We start from the raw sequence: 13332 nt of genomic DNA on the forward strand, positions 1-13332 counted from the left end.
ATTGCGCAGCTTGTGGAAGCGCGGGAATCTGCGCTCATGACTGAGACCCTGGACACCACCCCGCAGACCGCGCGTGAGGCAGACCCCTTCCCGGTGAAGGGAATGGACGCGGTCGTCTTCGCCGTCGGCAACGCCAAGCAGGCCGCGCACTACTACTCCACCGCCTTCGGCATGAAGCTCGTGGCCTACTCCGGACCGGAGAACGGCAGCCGCGAGACCGCCAGCTACGTCCTGACCAACGGCTCCGCGCGGTTCGTCCTGACCTCCGTCATCAAGGCGACCACCGACCACGGCCGCTTCCTCGCCGAGCACGTCGCCGAGCACGGCGACGGCGTCATCGACCTCGCCATCGAGGTCCCGGACGCCCGTGCCGCCTACGCCTACGCCGTCGAGCAGGGCGCCCGCGGCCTGGACGAGCCGCACGAGGTCAAGGACGAGAACGGCACCGTCGTGCTCGCCGCCATCGCCACCTACGGCCAGACCCGCCACACCCTGGTCGAGCGCGTCGACTACACCGGCCCCTACCTGCCGGGCTACGTGGCCCGCGAGCCGCTGGTCGCGGCGCCGGCCAAGCGGACGTTCCAGGCGATCGACCACTGCGTCGGCAACGTCGAGCTGGGCCGCATGAACGAGTGGGTCGCGTTCTACAACAAGGTCATGGGCTTCACGAACATGAAGGAGTTCGTGGGCGACGACATCGCCACCGAGTACTCGGCGCTGATGTCGAAGGTCGTCGCGGACGGCACCAAGAAGGTGAAGTTCCCGATCAACGAGCCGGCGATCGCGAAGAAGAAGTCGCAGATCGACGAGTACCTGGAGTTCTACAACGGCCCCGGCGTCCAGCACATCGCGCTGGCCTCGAACGACATCGTCTCGACGGTGCGCAGCATGCGCGCGGCGGGCGTGGAGTTCCTGTCCGTGCCGGACACGTACTACGACACCCTCGGCGAGTGGGTCGGCGACACCCGCGTGCCGATCGACGAGCTGCGCGAGCTGAAGATCCTCGCGGACCGGGACGAGGACGGCTACCTGCTGCAGATCTTCACCAAGCCGGTGCAGGACCGCCCGACGGTGTTCTTCGAGATCATCGAGCGGCACGGGTCGATGGGCTTCGGCAAGGGCAACTTCAAGGCGCTGTTCGAGGCGATCGAGCGGGAGCAGGAGAAGCGCGGCAACCTGTAGGTTGCGGCTTCGGCTGCGGGGGCGGCTCCGCCGGGTGCCCGGCGGGGCCGTGTCCCCTACCCGCCCTTCGCCCGTTCCCCGGGGCTCCGCCCCGGACCCCTCCTGGGGGCTCCGCCCCCAGACCCCCGCGCCTCAAACGCCGGCGGGGCTGTATGCAGCCCCGCCGGCGTTTGAGGCGCGGGTCCGGGCAGCGCCCGGGGAACGGTGGAAGGGCGGGTAGGGGACCTCGCCCCGCGCAGCGGCCCGCTACGTGCCGGCGGACGGGGACTTCGGCTTCGGCGCCGCAGGCCGCGACTTCGGCTTGGCCGCCGCAGGCTTCGGCTTCGGGGCCGCCGCCCTCGGCTTCGGGAGCTCCGGAGCCACCCACGGCGTGCGCGGCTGCATGTTCTCCGGCCCGCCCGCCGGCGGCTGCCCGATCGCCGCCAGGGCCTCCTTCGCCAGCGGCCCCCGCACCGGGGAGAACACCGGGTTCGTGCGCAGCGCAGTCTGCAGGCTCCGCCGCGCCGCCGCCTCGTCGCCCAGCCCCCGCTCGATCATCGCCCGGTGGTACGAGAACTCGGCGCTCCGCAGCCCGAGGTCGGTCGCCTTCTTCGCGTACTCCAGCGCCTCGGAGTCCTCCCCGCCCCTGTGCAGCGCCCAGCCCAGCGCGTCGGCCACCTGCACGCTCTTGTGCCGCGCCCACTCCGCCGACAGGCGGCGCACCGCCTGCGCCGGATCGCCGTGGTCCGCCTCGTACAGGCCGAGGACGACCTCCTCGTTGACCCCGTTCGCGGCGCCCGCCGCCGCCAGCGCGGCCAGCGAGCGGTACTGCACCCGCGCCTCCTCCGGCCGCTCCAGCGAGTCCAGCAGCTCGCCCAGCTCCAGCGCCAGCCTCGGCACCGGGGTGCGGCCCAGCGCCAGCCGGTAGTCCCGTACCGCCTCCCCGCCCCGGCCCAGGGCCGCCAGCGCCCTGGCCCGGCCGCCCAGCGCCTCGCCCTGCGCCGGGTCGGTGCGCAGCGCCGCCTCGTACTGGCGCAGCGCCTCCGCCGGGTCGCCGCGCTCCCACGCCAGCTCCCCGAGCCGGAACAGCACGTACGCCTTCTCCGCGGGGGCCTTCGCCTCCCCGCCCGCCGCCTCCAGCGCCACCACCGCGTCCTCGCGCCAGCCCCGGTCCCGGTACACCTGGGCCGCCCTCAGGTGCGCGGCCAGGCCCGGCCGGAGCTCCATCAGCCGGTCCATCGCCCGCTGCGCGGCCTTGTAGTCGCCGAGGCCCGTGTACGCGTCCACCAGGACCGGGTACGCCGTCCAGCGCCGCGGCGCCTGCGCCCGGACCAGCTCGCCCCACTTCCGCGCCGTCACGAAGTCCCGCCGGGCGTCGGCCAGCGCGCCCATGCCGGTCATCGCGTCGAAGTTGCCCTTCTCGGCGGGGCGGACCTCCAGCGACCGCTTGAGCGCCTTCTCCGCTTTCGGGTACCAGGCGGAATCGGCCGTCCGCCGGGCCTGTTCCAGGTACGCCGACCCGAGCACCGCCCACGAAGCGTCGTCGTCGGCGTGCGAGGCGACCCACTTCTCCCGGTCCGCCACCAGCGCCGTCAGGTCCACCGCCGCCGCCGGGGCACCCATGCCCACCGCCGACGCGGCCCGTTCGCTCGGCCCCGGCGGGCGGGCGTCGTCACCGGTACGGGCCGGGCGGATCAGCAGGGCCCCGGCGATCAGGACCACCGCCACCGCGGCCGCCACGACCGTCTTGCGTCCGGTGAAGGTCACGGGCGGCGCGGGCTGCTGAGATTGCTCGTCGAAACCGTGCATGCGCTCACTGTGCGTCAATATGAAGAGCCCGCCGAGGTGTCCGAAGCCGGTCGCCGCCGTGTTCACACCGATGGCCCCGGCTGCCACTGTGGCCACATGGATGACGATCTCATCGTGCGACTCGGCGAAGGACTCCCGCCCGGGGCGCTGCTGACCGACCCTCAGGTGACTGCCTCCTACGCCCGCGACACCGCCGGCTTCTGCGACGCCGGCACCCCCGCCGCCGTCGTCCTGCCGCGGACGGTGGAACAGGTGCGGCACGTCATGCGCACCGCCACCGCCCTACGGGTCCCCGTGGTCCCCCAGGGCGCCCGCACCGGTCTCTCGGGGGCCGCCAACGCCTCCGACGGCTGCATCGTGCTGTCCCTCGTCAGGATGGACCGGATCCTGGAGGTCTCCACCGTCGACCGGATCGCCGTCGTCGAACCGGGCGTGGTCAACGCGGTCCTCTCGCGGGCCGTCGCCGAACAGGGCCTCTTCTACCCGCCCGACCCCTCCAGCTGGGAGCAGTGCACCATCGGCGGCAACATCGCCACCGCGTCCGGCGGGCTGTGCTGCGTGAAGTACGGCGTCACCGCCGAGTACGTGCTCGGGCTGGACGTGGTGCTGGCCGACGGGCGGCTGCTGCGCACGGGCCGCCGTACCGCCAAGGGCGTCGCCGGGTACGACATGACGCGGCTGTTCGTCGGCTCCGAGGGCACCCTCGGGGTGGTGGTCGGGGCCGTCCTCGCGCTGCGGCCGGCGCCGCCCCGGCAGCTGGCGCTCGCCGCCGAGTTCCCCTCGGTCGCCGCCGCCTGCGAGGCCGTCTGCGCCGTCATGGAGGCGGGCCTGACGCCCTCGCTGCTGGAACTGATGGACCGTACGACCGTCCGCGCCGTCAACGCCCTCGGGAAGATGGGCCTGCCCGAGAGCACGGAGGCACTGCTGCTCGCCGCCTTCGACACCCCGGACGCGCCCGCCGGCCTGGAGGCCGTCGGCAGGCTGTGCGCCGCCGCCGGGGCGGCGTCCGTCGTACCCGCCGAGGACGAGGCGGAGTCGGAACTGCTGCTCCAGGCCCGCCGGATGTCCCTCACCGCCCTGGAGGCGCTCCGGCCGGCGACGATGATCGACGACGTGTGCGTACCGCGCTCGCGGCTGGCCGAGATGCTGGAGGGGACGGCCGTCGTCGCCGCGGCGCACGACCTCCTCATCGGCGTCTGCGCGCACGCCGGCGACGGCAACACCCACCCGGTGGTCTGCTTCGACCCCGCCGACGAGGACGAGACGCGGCGGGCCCGGGCGTCCTTCGACGAGATCATGGCCCTGGGGCTGTCCCTGGGCGGGACGATCACCGGGGAGCACGGGGTGGGGGTGCTGAAGAAGGAGTGGCTGGCCCGCGAACTCGGGCCGGTCGCACTGGAGATGCAGCGCGCCGTGAAGCAGGCCTTCGACCCGCTCGGGCTGCTGAACCCCGGCAAGCTCTTCTGAGGTCCGCGTCGTCCCGTCGTACGGGGTGCCGTTGGTGCCGTGGGTGCCGTTCACAGGTCGCCGTCCGCGGCCTCGTCCGAGGGCCACGGGTCGCGCAGCCACAGCTCGTCGGCGGGGGTGGGGGTGAGCAGCTCGGCCAGGGCGGCGTCCAGACCGAGCCGTTCCGCCTCCGTCCCCGGCGGGACCACGCGCAGGGTGCGCTCCAGCCAGGCCGACACCGAGCCGGCCGGGGCCTCCAGAAGGGCGTCGCCGTCGGGGGAGCTCAGTGCCATGCACAGGACGGACTGGTTGTCGATCTTCGTGGGCCAGATCCGGACGTCGCCGTGGCCGCACGGGCGGAACACCCCCTCGACGAGCAGTTCGCGGGCGAAGGTCCAGTTGACGGGGGTGCTGGAGCCGGCGTGGAAGGTGACGTGCACGGCGTAGGGGTCGTCGGTGAGGTACAGCAGCTTCGCGGGGACGGGGATGCTGCGCTCGGGGGACAGGACCAGCTTCAGCTCGAGTTCGCGCTCGATGACGGGGTGGTGCATCGCGGCCTCACTTCGGTGGGTTCGTCTGCGGACGCGGGGCGGATCTCGCCCCGCACGAGGAGAGAGCACCCTCGTGCCCGGGTATGACGCGGGTTTCCGCACCGAATGTCAGGTTGGCCGAAACCTGTCGGCTGACCGGAACCCGTCGGGTGGGGTGGGGGTGGGGCGAGGTTCGCCCGAACGTTTGGAATCTCCCGTTACCGGACCTGCCGGGCGGGGGTTCTTGGCTATGGTCCTCCCCTTGGGTCCTCCCCTGCACAAGCCTCAAGCCACGATCGGAGTTGGGGACATTGACGGCCTCCCCTGGTGACGGAGAGCACGCGGCCCGCGAGGGCTACTACCCCGACCCGTCCATCCCCGGGTACGTCCGGTACTGGAACGGCGCGTCCTGGGTCCCGGGTACGAGCCGTCCCGCCGCCGCCGTTCCCACGGCCGTCCGGGTGGAGGAGACGGGGCCGGTCTTCCTGGACGACACCTCGATGACGGAGGCCCTGCGGGACCCGGGCCCGACGCCGTGGGGCCCCGCCGGCCACGGGGACCCCGCCCCGGCCCGGCTCCGGGACTCCGCCCCGGGCCCGCAGTGGGGCGGAACCCCGGACCCCGGCCGGGGCGGCGCAGCGGAACCGGAACCGGAGCCGCGCCCGGGCGGTGGCGGGGCCGAGCCGGGCCGGGGGCCGGGCGGGTGGCAGGTCGACCCCGTCCACCAGGCCGGCTTCGGCGGGCCCCGCGACGCGCGGGTCTCCTGGGGCGACCCGGCGGAGCCCGAGCCCGGCCGGCCCGCCGGGATCTCCCTGGCCCGGCCCGCGGCCGCCGCCACCGCGCAGCGGCTCCCGGCGCAGGCCGCCGCCGAGAGCGTCGGCATCCTGTCGGCCCGCCCGCCGGCCTGGCCCGACGCCCCGGGCGCCGGCACCTCGGGCCTCACCTCCAGCTGGCCGGAGGCCACCCCGCACACCCCGCCGCAACGGCCGCAGGAGCCGCAGCACCCGCAGCCGCACCCGCAGCACCCCCAGCAGCCGGCGACGGTACGCCGGACCCCCGGGCCGGCACCGGCCCCCGACCCGGAGCACCGGACCCCGGCGGCGGGACGCGCCCCCGGGCCGGAACCCCGGGACGCCAGCGCGGTACGGGCCCACGCCCCGGAACGCCCCGCCGCCGAACGCCGCGTCCCTGAGCCCGCCCCCGCGCCCTCGGGGTCCCGCGCGGGTGCCCCCGTACCGCCGCCGGAGGCACCCGCGCGGGAGGACAGCCGGGCCGTCTTCGAGCGGATGGCGGAGCGGGCCGTGCGGCCCGCGGGGCTGGGGCGGCGGGGGGTGGCACGGCTGCTGGACTCCCTCGTGCACACCGCCGTCGCCGCGGCCGTCGCGGTGCCCGTCGTACCCAGGGTGACGGCCCATCTGGAGGCGAAGGTCGACGCCGCCCGGGCGAGCGGCCGCACCACCACCGTGTACCTGCTCGACGCCACCACCGCCGGCTACCTGGGCCTCGTACTCGGTGCCGTCCTGCTCTTCGGCGTCCTCTACGAGGCCCTGCCCACCGCCCGTTGGGGCCTCACCCCGGGCAAGAAGCTGCTCGGCGTGCGGGTGCTGGCCACCGCCACCCTGCGCCCGCCCGGCTTCGGCGCGGCCCTGGGCCGCTGGCTGGTGTACGCCTTCCTGGGGCTGCCGGGCAGCCTGTGGTGCCTGGTGGACCGCCCCCGCAGGCGGGCCTGGCACGACCGCGCCGCCGGGACGTTCGTGACCCGCTGAGGGGGCGGCCGCCGCCGCCGCGACGGGCCCGTGCCCCGGACGGACGCGGCCGCGTTGCGGGGCGCGCGGAGCCGGGTTCGACTCGGGCCATGAGCACCGACCAGCCGCCGCCGGGCCAGCCCCCCGAGGACGACCCGTTCCTCAAGAAGCCCCACGATCCGACGCCCCCGTCGGGCGGTTCGCCGTACGGCTCGCCGCCCCCGCCCCCCGGTGGCGGCGGCTACCCCCCGCCCCCGCCCCCCGGCGGCTACCCCCCGCCCCCGTACGGCGGCGGGCCCGGAGACCCGTACGGCGGTGGTGGCGGCCACGGCATGCCCGATCCGCTCGCCGGGATGCCCCCGCTCGCGGACTTCGGCAAGCGGCTCGCCGCGCGCGTGATCGACCTGCTGATCGTCGGCGTACCGCTGTTCCTCATCCAACTGCCCTTCGGGTCCCGGCGGTACGTCGTGGACACGGACAAGGGTGAGGACGTCACCGAGGTCATCACGAAGTCGTACGGCGGCACGGGCCTGGTGTGGACGCTGATCACGATCGTCGCGTACGTCGGCTACGACTGGTGGTTCACGCACAAGAACGGGCGGACCGTCGGCAAGAGGGCCATGGGCCTGCGCGTCGCCATGCTCAACGACGGCAGCGTGCCGCCCTCCGGCGCCGCGCTCGGCCGCGGCGTCGTGCTCTGGGTGCCGGCGTTGGTGTGCTGCTTCTGCCTGTGGCCGCTCGCGCTGATCGTGTCGATGCTCGTCGACAAGCCGTACCGGCAGGGGCTCCACGACAAGGTGGCCAAGACGGTGGTGGTCACCGCGACCTGAGCCGGATCCCTTCGTACGAGGGCACGCGCGGGCGGCCGACCCCGGTGGGGGCGGCCGCCCGCGCCGGTGTCCGGTCAGTGGTGGACGGGGTGGTCCGCCGAGGCGGTCCGGGGCTCGGGCACCCGGGAGGCACCCGCTCCCGCCGCCGCCCCGTCCCGCGCGCCGGAACCCCCGCCGGAACCCCCGCCGGAACCCGCCCCGGCCGCCCCGGCGGCGGATGCCTGCGCCCCGCCGCGCCGCGCCGCGTGCCGGCCCCGGCGCCGCGGGAGCGGCACGGTGAGCGCGACCAGCAGGCCGAGGGCGAGCGCGGCGGCGGAGATGACCGCGACCCCGATCCCGGTGCTCGTCTGCGAGAGCAGCAGCATGGCGATCGTCGACACGACGACGGTGGCGGAGCCGTAGGCGAGCTGTGCGGCAGTCGGACGCGGCATGGCGTTTTCCGTCCTCAAGGCGTGGAGGGTGGGAGTCGCATCGACAGATCGCGCACGCGTCAAGTGACTCCCGTGAGGGATGCCCGGACGGAGCGGCAAGTAAGCGTGACCTTACCCACGGTGCCGGTGCACGGAGGGGCGCACGGCGTCGCACGGTGTCGCACGACCGGCCGCGCGACCGGCCGCGGGACCCGGCAAGCGGAGGCCTTCGCCCCGGATGAGCCCGTATGGCGACGGAACGTCCGAATAGCGGAACTCGCTGACCGCATAGTGCAGTTGTAAGGAAGAAGTCAAGGTCTGTCTTTTCTTTAGACTCTCCGGTCAAATGTCGTCACTTGAGACGCGCGCCGCGCGGAACCCCCCACTCCTACGGAGATGTTCCGACCTACGTCGCGGCCGCGGGAGGGGAACGACATCAAGTGACCGGTAACTCCACCAGGCGTCGCGCGCTGCGCGCCGCCGCCGTCGGCGTGACCCTGGCCGCCACCGCGGCCTCGGGCGCCTTCATCACCACGGCCCAGGCCGACAGCAGCTGGGGCGGCGCTCCGGCCGCCGACAAGCAGGACCCGAGCTCCCCCGCGAAGGAGCAGGTCCAGCACAACCTCGAGACCCCGTTCAGCAAGCAGAACGCGCAGGCGCGTGAAGCGGCCCTTGACCAGGTGCTGGCGGGCAAGAAGAACGTCGAGCAGCGCGGGGCCTCGAAGGTCGTCAAGCTCGACGACAAGAAGTACGTCGAGCTGGGCCGCGAGAAGACCGACAAGATCTTCACGATCCTCGTCGAGTTCGGCGACCAGGTCGACAACACGACCATGTTCGACCCGGACGGCCCGACCGGCCCGAAGCCGCCGGAGCCGAAGTACGGCGGCACGCCCGGCCCGCTGCACAACACGATCGCGCAGCCCGACCGCGCGTCGAACAACAGCACCGCCTGGCGCAAGGACTTCAGCCGCGACTACTTCCAGGACCTGTACTTCGGTACGGGCCAGGGCAAGGACTCGCTGAAGACCTACTACGAGAAGACCTCCTCGGGCCGCTACTCGGTCGAGGGCGAGGTCGCCGACTGGGTCAAGGTCCCGTACAACGAGGGCCGTTACGGCTCGAACTACTGCGGCCAGACCAACTGCTCCAACGTGTGGGACACCGTCCGCGACGGCGTCACCGCGTGGACGGAGGCCCAGAAGAAGGCCGGCAAGACCGACGAGCAGATCAAGGCCCAGCTGGCGCAGTACGACCAGTGGGACCGCAACGACTTCGACGGCGACGGCAACTTCAACGAGCCCGACGGCTACATCGACCACTTCCAGATCGTCCACGCGGGCGAGGACGAGTCGGCCGGCGGCGGCGTGCAGGGCAAGACGGCGCTGTGGGCGCACCGCTGGTACGCGTACGGCACCGACGTCGGCAAGACCGGCCCGGCGAACAACAAGGCCGGCGGTACCCAGATCGGCAACACCGGCATCTGGGTCGGCGACTACACGATGCAGCCGGAGAACGGCGGCCTCGGCGTCTTCGCGCACGAGTACGGCCACGACCTCGGTCTGCCGGACCTCTACGACACCTCCGGTGGCGGCGAGAACTCGGTCGGCTTCTGGTCCCTGATGTCGGCCGGCTCCTGGCTCGGCAACGGCAAGGACTCCATAGGCGACCTCCCGGGCGACATGACCGCCTGGGACAAGCTGCAGCTGGGCTGGCTGAACTACGACCAGGCCAAGGCCGCGACGAAGTCCACCCACAAGCTGGGTGTGTCGGAGTACAACACCAAGGACAAGCAGGCACTGGTCGTCGAGCTGCCCAAGAAGCAGGTCAAGACCGACATCGTCGCTCCCGCCGAGGGCTCCTCGCAGTGGTGGAGCCAGATGGGTGACGACCTCAAGAACACCCTGACCCGCTCGGTCGACCTGACCGGCAAGAAGTCCGCCGCCCTCTCCCTCAAGGGCTGGTGGGACATCGAGGCCGACTACGACTTCCTCTACACCGAGGTGTCCACGGACGGCGGCGCCACCTGGCACGCGCTGGCCGGCACCGCCGACGGCGCGGCCATCCCGGCCGACGCCTCCGGCAGCCCGTCGCTGACCGGCACCTCCGGCGCCTGGAAGTCGCTGAACTTCCCGCTGGACGCCTACGCGGGCAAGAAGGTCGACCTCCGCTTCCGCTACCAGACGGACGGCGGCGCGGGCGGCAAGGGCTTCACGGCCGACGCCGTCACCCTGACCGCGGACGGCGCCACGCTGTTCACCGACGGCGCCGAGAACGGCGACAACGGCTGGACCGGCAAGGGCTTCGAGCGCATCGGCGCGGGCTTCACCAAGGAGTACCCGCAGTACTACATCGCCGAGAACCGCCGCTACGTCTCCTACGACCGCACCCTCAAGGCCGGCCCGTACAACTTCGGCTGGGCCAACACCAAGCCGAACTGGGTCGAGCACTACCCGTACCAGGACGGCCTGCTGATCTGGCTGTGGGACAAGTCCCAGAAGGACAACAACACGAGCCAGCACCCGGGCTCGGGTCTGATCCTGCCGATCGACGCCAACGCCAAGCCGATGAAGTGGTCGGACGGCACCCTGCTGCGCAACAAGATCCAGCCGTACGACGCCACGTTCAGCGCGTACTCGACGGACGCGTTCACCCTGCACAACAAGGGCGAGTCGCTCTTCGTCAAGCCGAAGCCCGCGAACCTGGTCTTCGACGACCACAAGGGCAAGTACTACTACGACGAGAACCCGACCGGTTCGGTGAAGGTCGCTGACACCAACACCAAGATCAAGATCGCGAAGGAGACCTACGACGGCCTCCAGATGACGATCGAGGTCGGCCCCGCCGCCAAGTAATTCGGTAAAGCCGCAGGTCAAAACATGATCGGCCGTCGCCCTCTAGCGGGCGGCGGCCGATCGCGTTTAGATGCGGGGACGACTGTTCTTATTGACGGGGGAGCTGAGGATCATGCCCGGTGGAGGTTTCGTCAGACTGCCAGGCGGCAGCGTGGTGGTCGCGCTCACGCTGCCGAGGCCGTCCGGCGACGGCGGCGACGTACGCGTGCTGGTGCACGCCGTGAACCGGGCCCGCGCCCTGACCAGGCTGCGGAACCTCGGGATGCGGGCCGTGTACCTGAGGGGCAACGCCCAGCCCCCCACCCCGGACGAGGTCACCGCCGTCCTGCACCACCCCGACGGCCTCCTGTGGCGCGGCGCCCCCGACCCGGGCCACGAACTCTGGCACCCCATCCGCGCCCTCCTGGGCGGCTGAGGGGGCTCAGCCGCCCACCAGGGTCACGCCGGCCGTGCGGAGTTCCTCCAGGGCCTTCTCGGTGGTGTGGGGGGCCACGGCGGCCGTCAGGTCCAGCAGGACGCGGGTGGTGAAGCCGGCGCGGGCGGCGTCGAGCGCGGTGGCCTTCACGCAGTGGTCGGTGGCGATGCCGACCACGTCGACCTCGCTCACGTCCCGGTCGCGCAGCCACTCGGCCAGGCCCCGGCCGTTCTCGTCGGTGCCCTCGAAACCGCTGTACGCGGCCTCGTAGGCGCCCTTGTCGAAGACGGCGGCGACGGCCCCGGAGGCGACGGCGGGGGCGAAGTTCGGGTGGAAGCCGACGCCCTCGGTCCCGGCGACGCAGTGCACCGGCCAGGACGTCTCGTAGTCCGGCTCGGCCGGGGGCCGCGCGAAGTGGGACCCCGGGTCGACGTGGTGGTCCCGGGTGGCCACGACGTGCCGGTAGCCGGGGGTGCTCTGCCCGATCAGCTCCGTGATCGCGGCGGCGACGTCCGCGCCGCCGGTGACCGCGAGGCTGCCGCCTTCGCAGAAGTCGTTCTGTACGTCGACGACGATCAGTGCGCGGTGCATGTCGCGTGTCCTTCGGGTCGGTGTGTGTGGTCGTGCGGTGCGGCGCGGCGGGCCCCGCGGGTCCTCTTCCCCTGCCCCGCCCCTCCCCGAACCTGTGATCACGGGCCCTGGGCCGGGCCCCCGCCGGCGGCGCGCTAAGAAGGCGTCTCGGTCGGGATCACGGCCTCGCCGCGCGACAGCTGCGTCGCCGAGAGCGGGAGCCCGGCCCTGGCCGCCCGGTGGCGGTCGCGCGCGGCCTCCAGCGGCTCGCGGGCCACCACCTCGCCCGCCTTCACCAGCTGCACCAGCAGCTGCGAGCCGGCCAGCGCGGCCGGCACCGGCCCGGTGCCGACGACCTCGGCCTCCGCGACCCCCGCGGAGTCGCGCCGGCGCGCCGCCCACTTGCGGCCGCCGACGGACGTCTTGCCGCCCGAGGACTTCTTCGCCACCGGCACCAGCGGTGCCTTCGGGTCCGCCGAGGCGGCCCGCGCGACCAGCTTGTAGACCATCGAGCACGTCGGGTGCCCGCTGCCGGTCACCAGCTGGGTGCCCACCCCGTACGCGTCCACCGGCGCCGCCGCCAGCGAGGCGATGGCGTACTCGTCCAGGTCGGAGGTGACCACGATCCGGGTGCGCGTCGCGCCCAGCTCGTCCAGCTGCTGCCGCACCCGGTGCGCGACGAGCAGCAGGTCGCCGGAGTCGATGCGTACGGCGCCCAGGTCCGTTCCGGCGACCTCGACGGCCGTCCGTACGGCCTCGGCGACGTCGTACGTGTCCACCAGCAGGGTGGTCCCGCTGCCCAGCGAGGCGACCTGCGCGGTGAAGGCGTCCCGCTCGCTGTCGTGGACGAGGGTGAAGGCGTGCGCGCTGGTCCCGACCGTCGGGATCCCGTACCGGAAGCCCGCCGCCAGGTCGGAGGTGGAGGTGAAGCCGCCGACGTACGCGGCCCGCGAGGCCGCGACCGCCGCCAGTTCGTGGGTGCGGCGCGCGCCCATCTCGATCAGCGGGCGCTCGCCGGCCGCCGAGGCCATCCGGGAGGCGGCCGCGGCGATGGCGGAGTCGTGGTTGAGGATCGAGAGGACGACCGTCTCCAGCAGGACGCACTCGGCGAAGCTGCCCTCGACCCGCAGGACGGGCGAGCCGGGGAAATAGACCTCCCCCTCCGGGTATCCCCAGATGTCACCCGAGAAGCGGTACGACGCCAGCCAGTCCAGGGTCCGCATGTCGACGACGGCCCGCTCCCGCAGGAACTCCAGTACCGCGCCGTCGAAGCGGAAGTTCTCCACGGCGTCCAGGACGCGCCCGGTACCGGCCACCACCCCGTAGCGCCGCCCCTCGGGCAGCCGCCGGGTGAAGACCTCGAAGACCGAGCGGCGTTCGGCGGTGCCGTTCGCCAGGGCGGCCTGCAGCATCGTCAGCTCGTAGTGATCCGTGAAGAGCGCTGTCGACGGCACGTCCACCGGCAGGCCCAGGTCCGCAGGGTTCATGCCACGGATGCTAGCGCACATCTCGTCAAAGTGACGAGATGTGGGGGCCCGTTTGTGCGACCGGCCCGTCACAGTGG

The 13332-nt window shown here is 73.0% G+C and carries 11 protein-coding genes; 6 read left to right on the forward strand and 5 right to left on the reverse strand.

Features of this window, described 5'->3' with window-relative positions; translation table 11 throughout:
* The first annotated feature begins 36 nt into the window (after positions 1-36).
* Positions 37-1182: a 4-hydroxyphenylpyruvate dioxygenase gene (hppD, locus tag ABD973_RS20235; RefSeq protein WP_125821258.1), complete on the forward strand. Its 1146-nt coding sequence runs from the start codon at positions 37-39 to the stop codon at positions 1180-1182.
* 246 nt (positions 1183-1428) lie between these two features.
* On the opposite strand, the gene ABD973_RS20240 is transcribed toward hppD, so the two are convergent.
* The gene (locus ABD973_RS20240) at positions 1429-2970 is read right to left on the reverse strand and encodes a tetratricopeptide repeat protein (protein WP_241253249.1); all 1542 of its coding nucleotides are present in this window, start codon (positions 2968-2970) and stop codon (positions 1429-1431) included.
* Between the two features lie 96 nt (positions 2971-3066).
* On the opposite strand from ABD973_RS20240, the gene ABD973_RS20245 reads away from it, so the two are divergent.
* Positions 3067-4437, forward strand: a complete 1371-nt coding sequence (locus tag ABD973_RS20245; RefSeq protein ID WP_345501336.1) for an FAD-binding oxidoreductase — start codon at positions 3067-3069, stop codon at positions 4435-4437.
* A 50-nt stretch (positions 4438-4487) separates the two neighbouring features.
* On the opposite strand, the gene ABD973_RS20250 is transcribed toward ABD973_RS20245, so the two are convergent.
* Positions 4488-4967, reverse strand: a complete 480-nt coding sequence (locus tag ABD973_RS20250; RefSeq protein WP_125821256.1) for an SsgA family sporulation/cell division regulator — start codon at positions 4965-4967, stop codon at positions 4488-4490.
* A gap of 290 nt (positions 4968-5257) precedes the next feature.
* Between ABD973_RS20250 and ABD973_RS20255 the strand changes: the two genes are divergently transcribed.
* A complete protein-coding gene (locus ABD973_RS20255) occupies positions 5258-6712 on the forward strand; it encodes an RDD family protein (protein WP_345501338.1) in 1455 nt (484 codons plus the stop codon).
* Positions 6713-6801: 89 nt separating this feature from the next.
* Positions 6802-7521, forward strand: coding sequence for an RDD family protein (locus tag ABD973_RS20260; protein ID WP_125821254.1), 720 nt, complete (start codon positions 6802-6804; stop codon positions 7519-7521).
* A 74-nt stretch (positions 7522-7595) separates the two neighbouring features.
* Here ABD973_RS20260 and ABD973_RS20265 read toward each other — a convergent pair whose 3' ends face one another.
* A complete protein-coding gene (locus tag ABD973_RS20265) occupies positions 7596-7952 on the reverse strand; it encodes a hypothetical protein (RefSeq protein ID WP_345501341.1) in 357 nt (118 codons plus the stop codon).
* 419 nt (positions 7953-8371) lie between these two features.
* Here ABD973_RS20265 and ABD973_RS20270 point away from each other — a divergent pair, with 419 nt between their 5' ends.
* Both ABD973_RS20270 and ABD973_RS20275 read left to right on the forward strand, forming a co-directional pair.
* Positions 8372-10783 carry an immune inhibitor A domain-containing protein gene (locus ABD973_RS20270; protein WP_125821252.1) on the forward strand — a complete coding sequence of 804 codons (2412 nt, stop codon included), beginning with the start codon at positions 8372-8374 and terminating at the stop codon, positions 10781-10783.
* A gap of 112 nt (positions 10784-10895) precedes the next feature.
* Positions 10896-11198 carry a hypothetical protein gene (locus ABD973_RS20275; RefSeq protein WP_125596090.1) on the forward strand — a complete coding sequence of 101 codons (303 nt, stop codon included), beginning with the start codon at positions 10896-10898 and terminating at the stop codon, positions 11196-11198.
* Positions 11199-11204: 6 nt separating this feature from the next.
* On the opposite strand, the gene ABD973_RS20280 is transcribed toward ABD973_RS20275, so the two are convergent.
* Together ABD973_RS20280 and ABD973_RS20285 are read right to left on the reverse strand one after the other, a co-directional pair.
* On the reverse strand, positions 11205-11789 hold the full coding sequence (locus ABD973_RS20280) for a nicotinamidase (RefSeq protein ID WP_125596093.1): 585 nt from the start codon (positions 11787-11789) through the stop codon (positions 11205-11207).
* A 134-nt stretch (positions 11790-11923) separates the two neighbouring features.
* Positions 11924-13255, reverse strand: coding sequence for a nicotinate phosphoribosyltransferase (locus ABD973_RS20285; RefSeq protein ID WP_125821251.1), 1332 nt, complete (start codon positions 13253-13255; stop codon positions 11924-11926).
* Positions 13256-13332: the final 77 nt, after the last annotated feature.

This window comes from Streptomyces racemochromogenes (genome assembly GCF_039535215.1).
In the GTDB taxonomy this organism is placed as follows: Bacteria; Actinomycetota; Actinomycetes; order Streptomycetales; family Streptomycetaceae; genus Streptomyces; species Streptomyces racemochromogenes.

Coding starts and splice junctions, on each gene's coding strand:
- ABD973_RS20265 (WP_345501341.1), bottom strand. CDS start 7,952: ATGCCGCGTCCGACTGCCGCACAGCTCGCCTACGGCTCCGCCACCGTC.
- ABD973_RS20240 (WP_241253249.1), bottom strand. CDS start 2,970: ATGCACGGTTTCGACGAGCAATCTCAGCAGCCCGCGCCGCCCGTGACC.
- ABD973_RS20260 (WP_125821254.1), top strand. CDS start 6,802: ATGAGCACCGACCAGCCGCCGCCGGGCCAGCCCCCCGAGGACGACCCG.
- hppD (WP_125821258.1), top strand. CDS start 37: ATGACTGAGACCCTGGACACCACCCCGCAGACCGCGCGTGAGGCAGAC.
- ABD973_RS20245 (WP_345501336.1), top strand. CDS start 3,067: ATGGATGACGATCTCATCGTGCGACTCGGCGAAGGACTCCCGCCCGGG.
- ABD973_RS20285 (WP_125821251.1), bottom strand. CDS start 13,255: ATGAACCCTGCGGACCTGGGCCTGCCGGTGGACGTGCCGTCGACAGCG.
- ABD973_RS20275 (WP_125596090.1), top strand. CDS start 10,896: ATGCCCGGTGGAGGTTTCGTCAGACTGCCAGGCGGCAGCGTGGTGGTC.
- ABD973_RS20250 (WP_125821256.1), bottom strand. CDS start 4,967: ATGCACCACCCCGTCATCGAGCGCGAACTCGAGCTGAAGCTGGTCCTG.
- ABD973_RS20280 (WP_125596093.1), bottom strand. CDS start 11,789: ATGCACCGCGCACTGATCGTCGTCGACGTACAGAACGACTTCTGCGAA.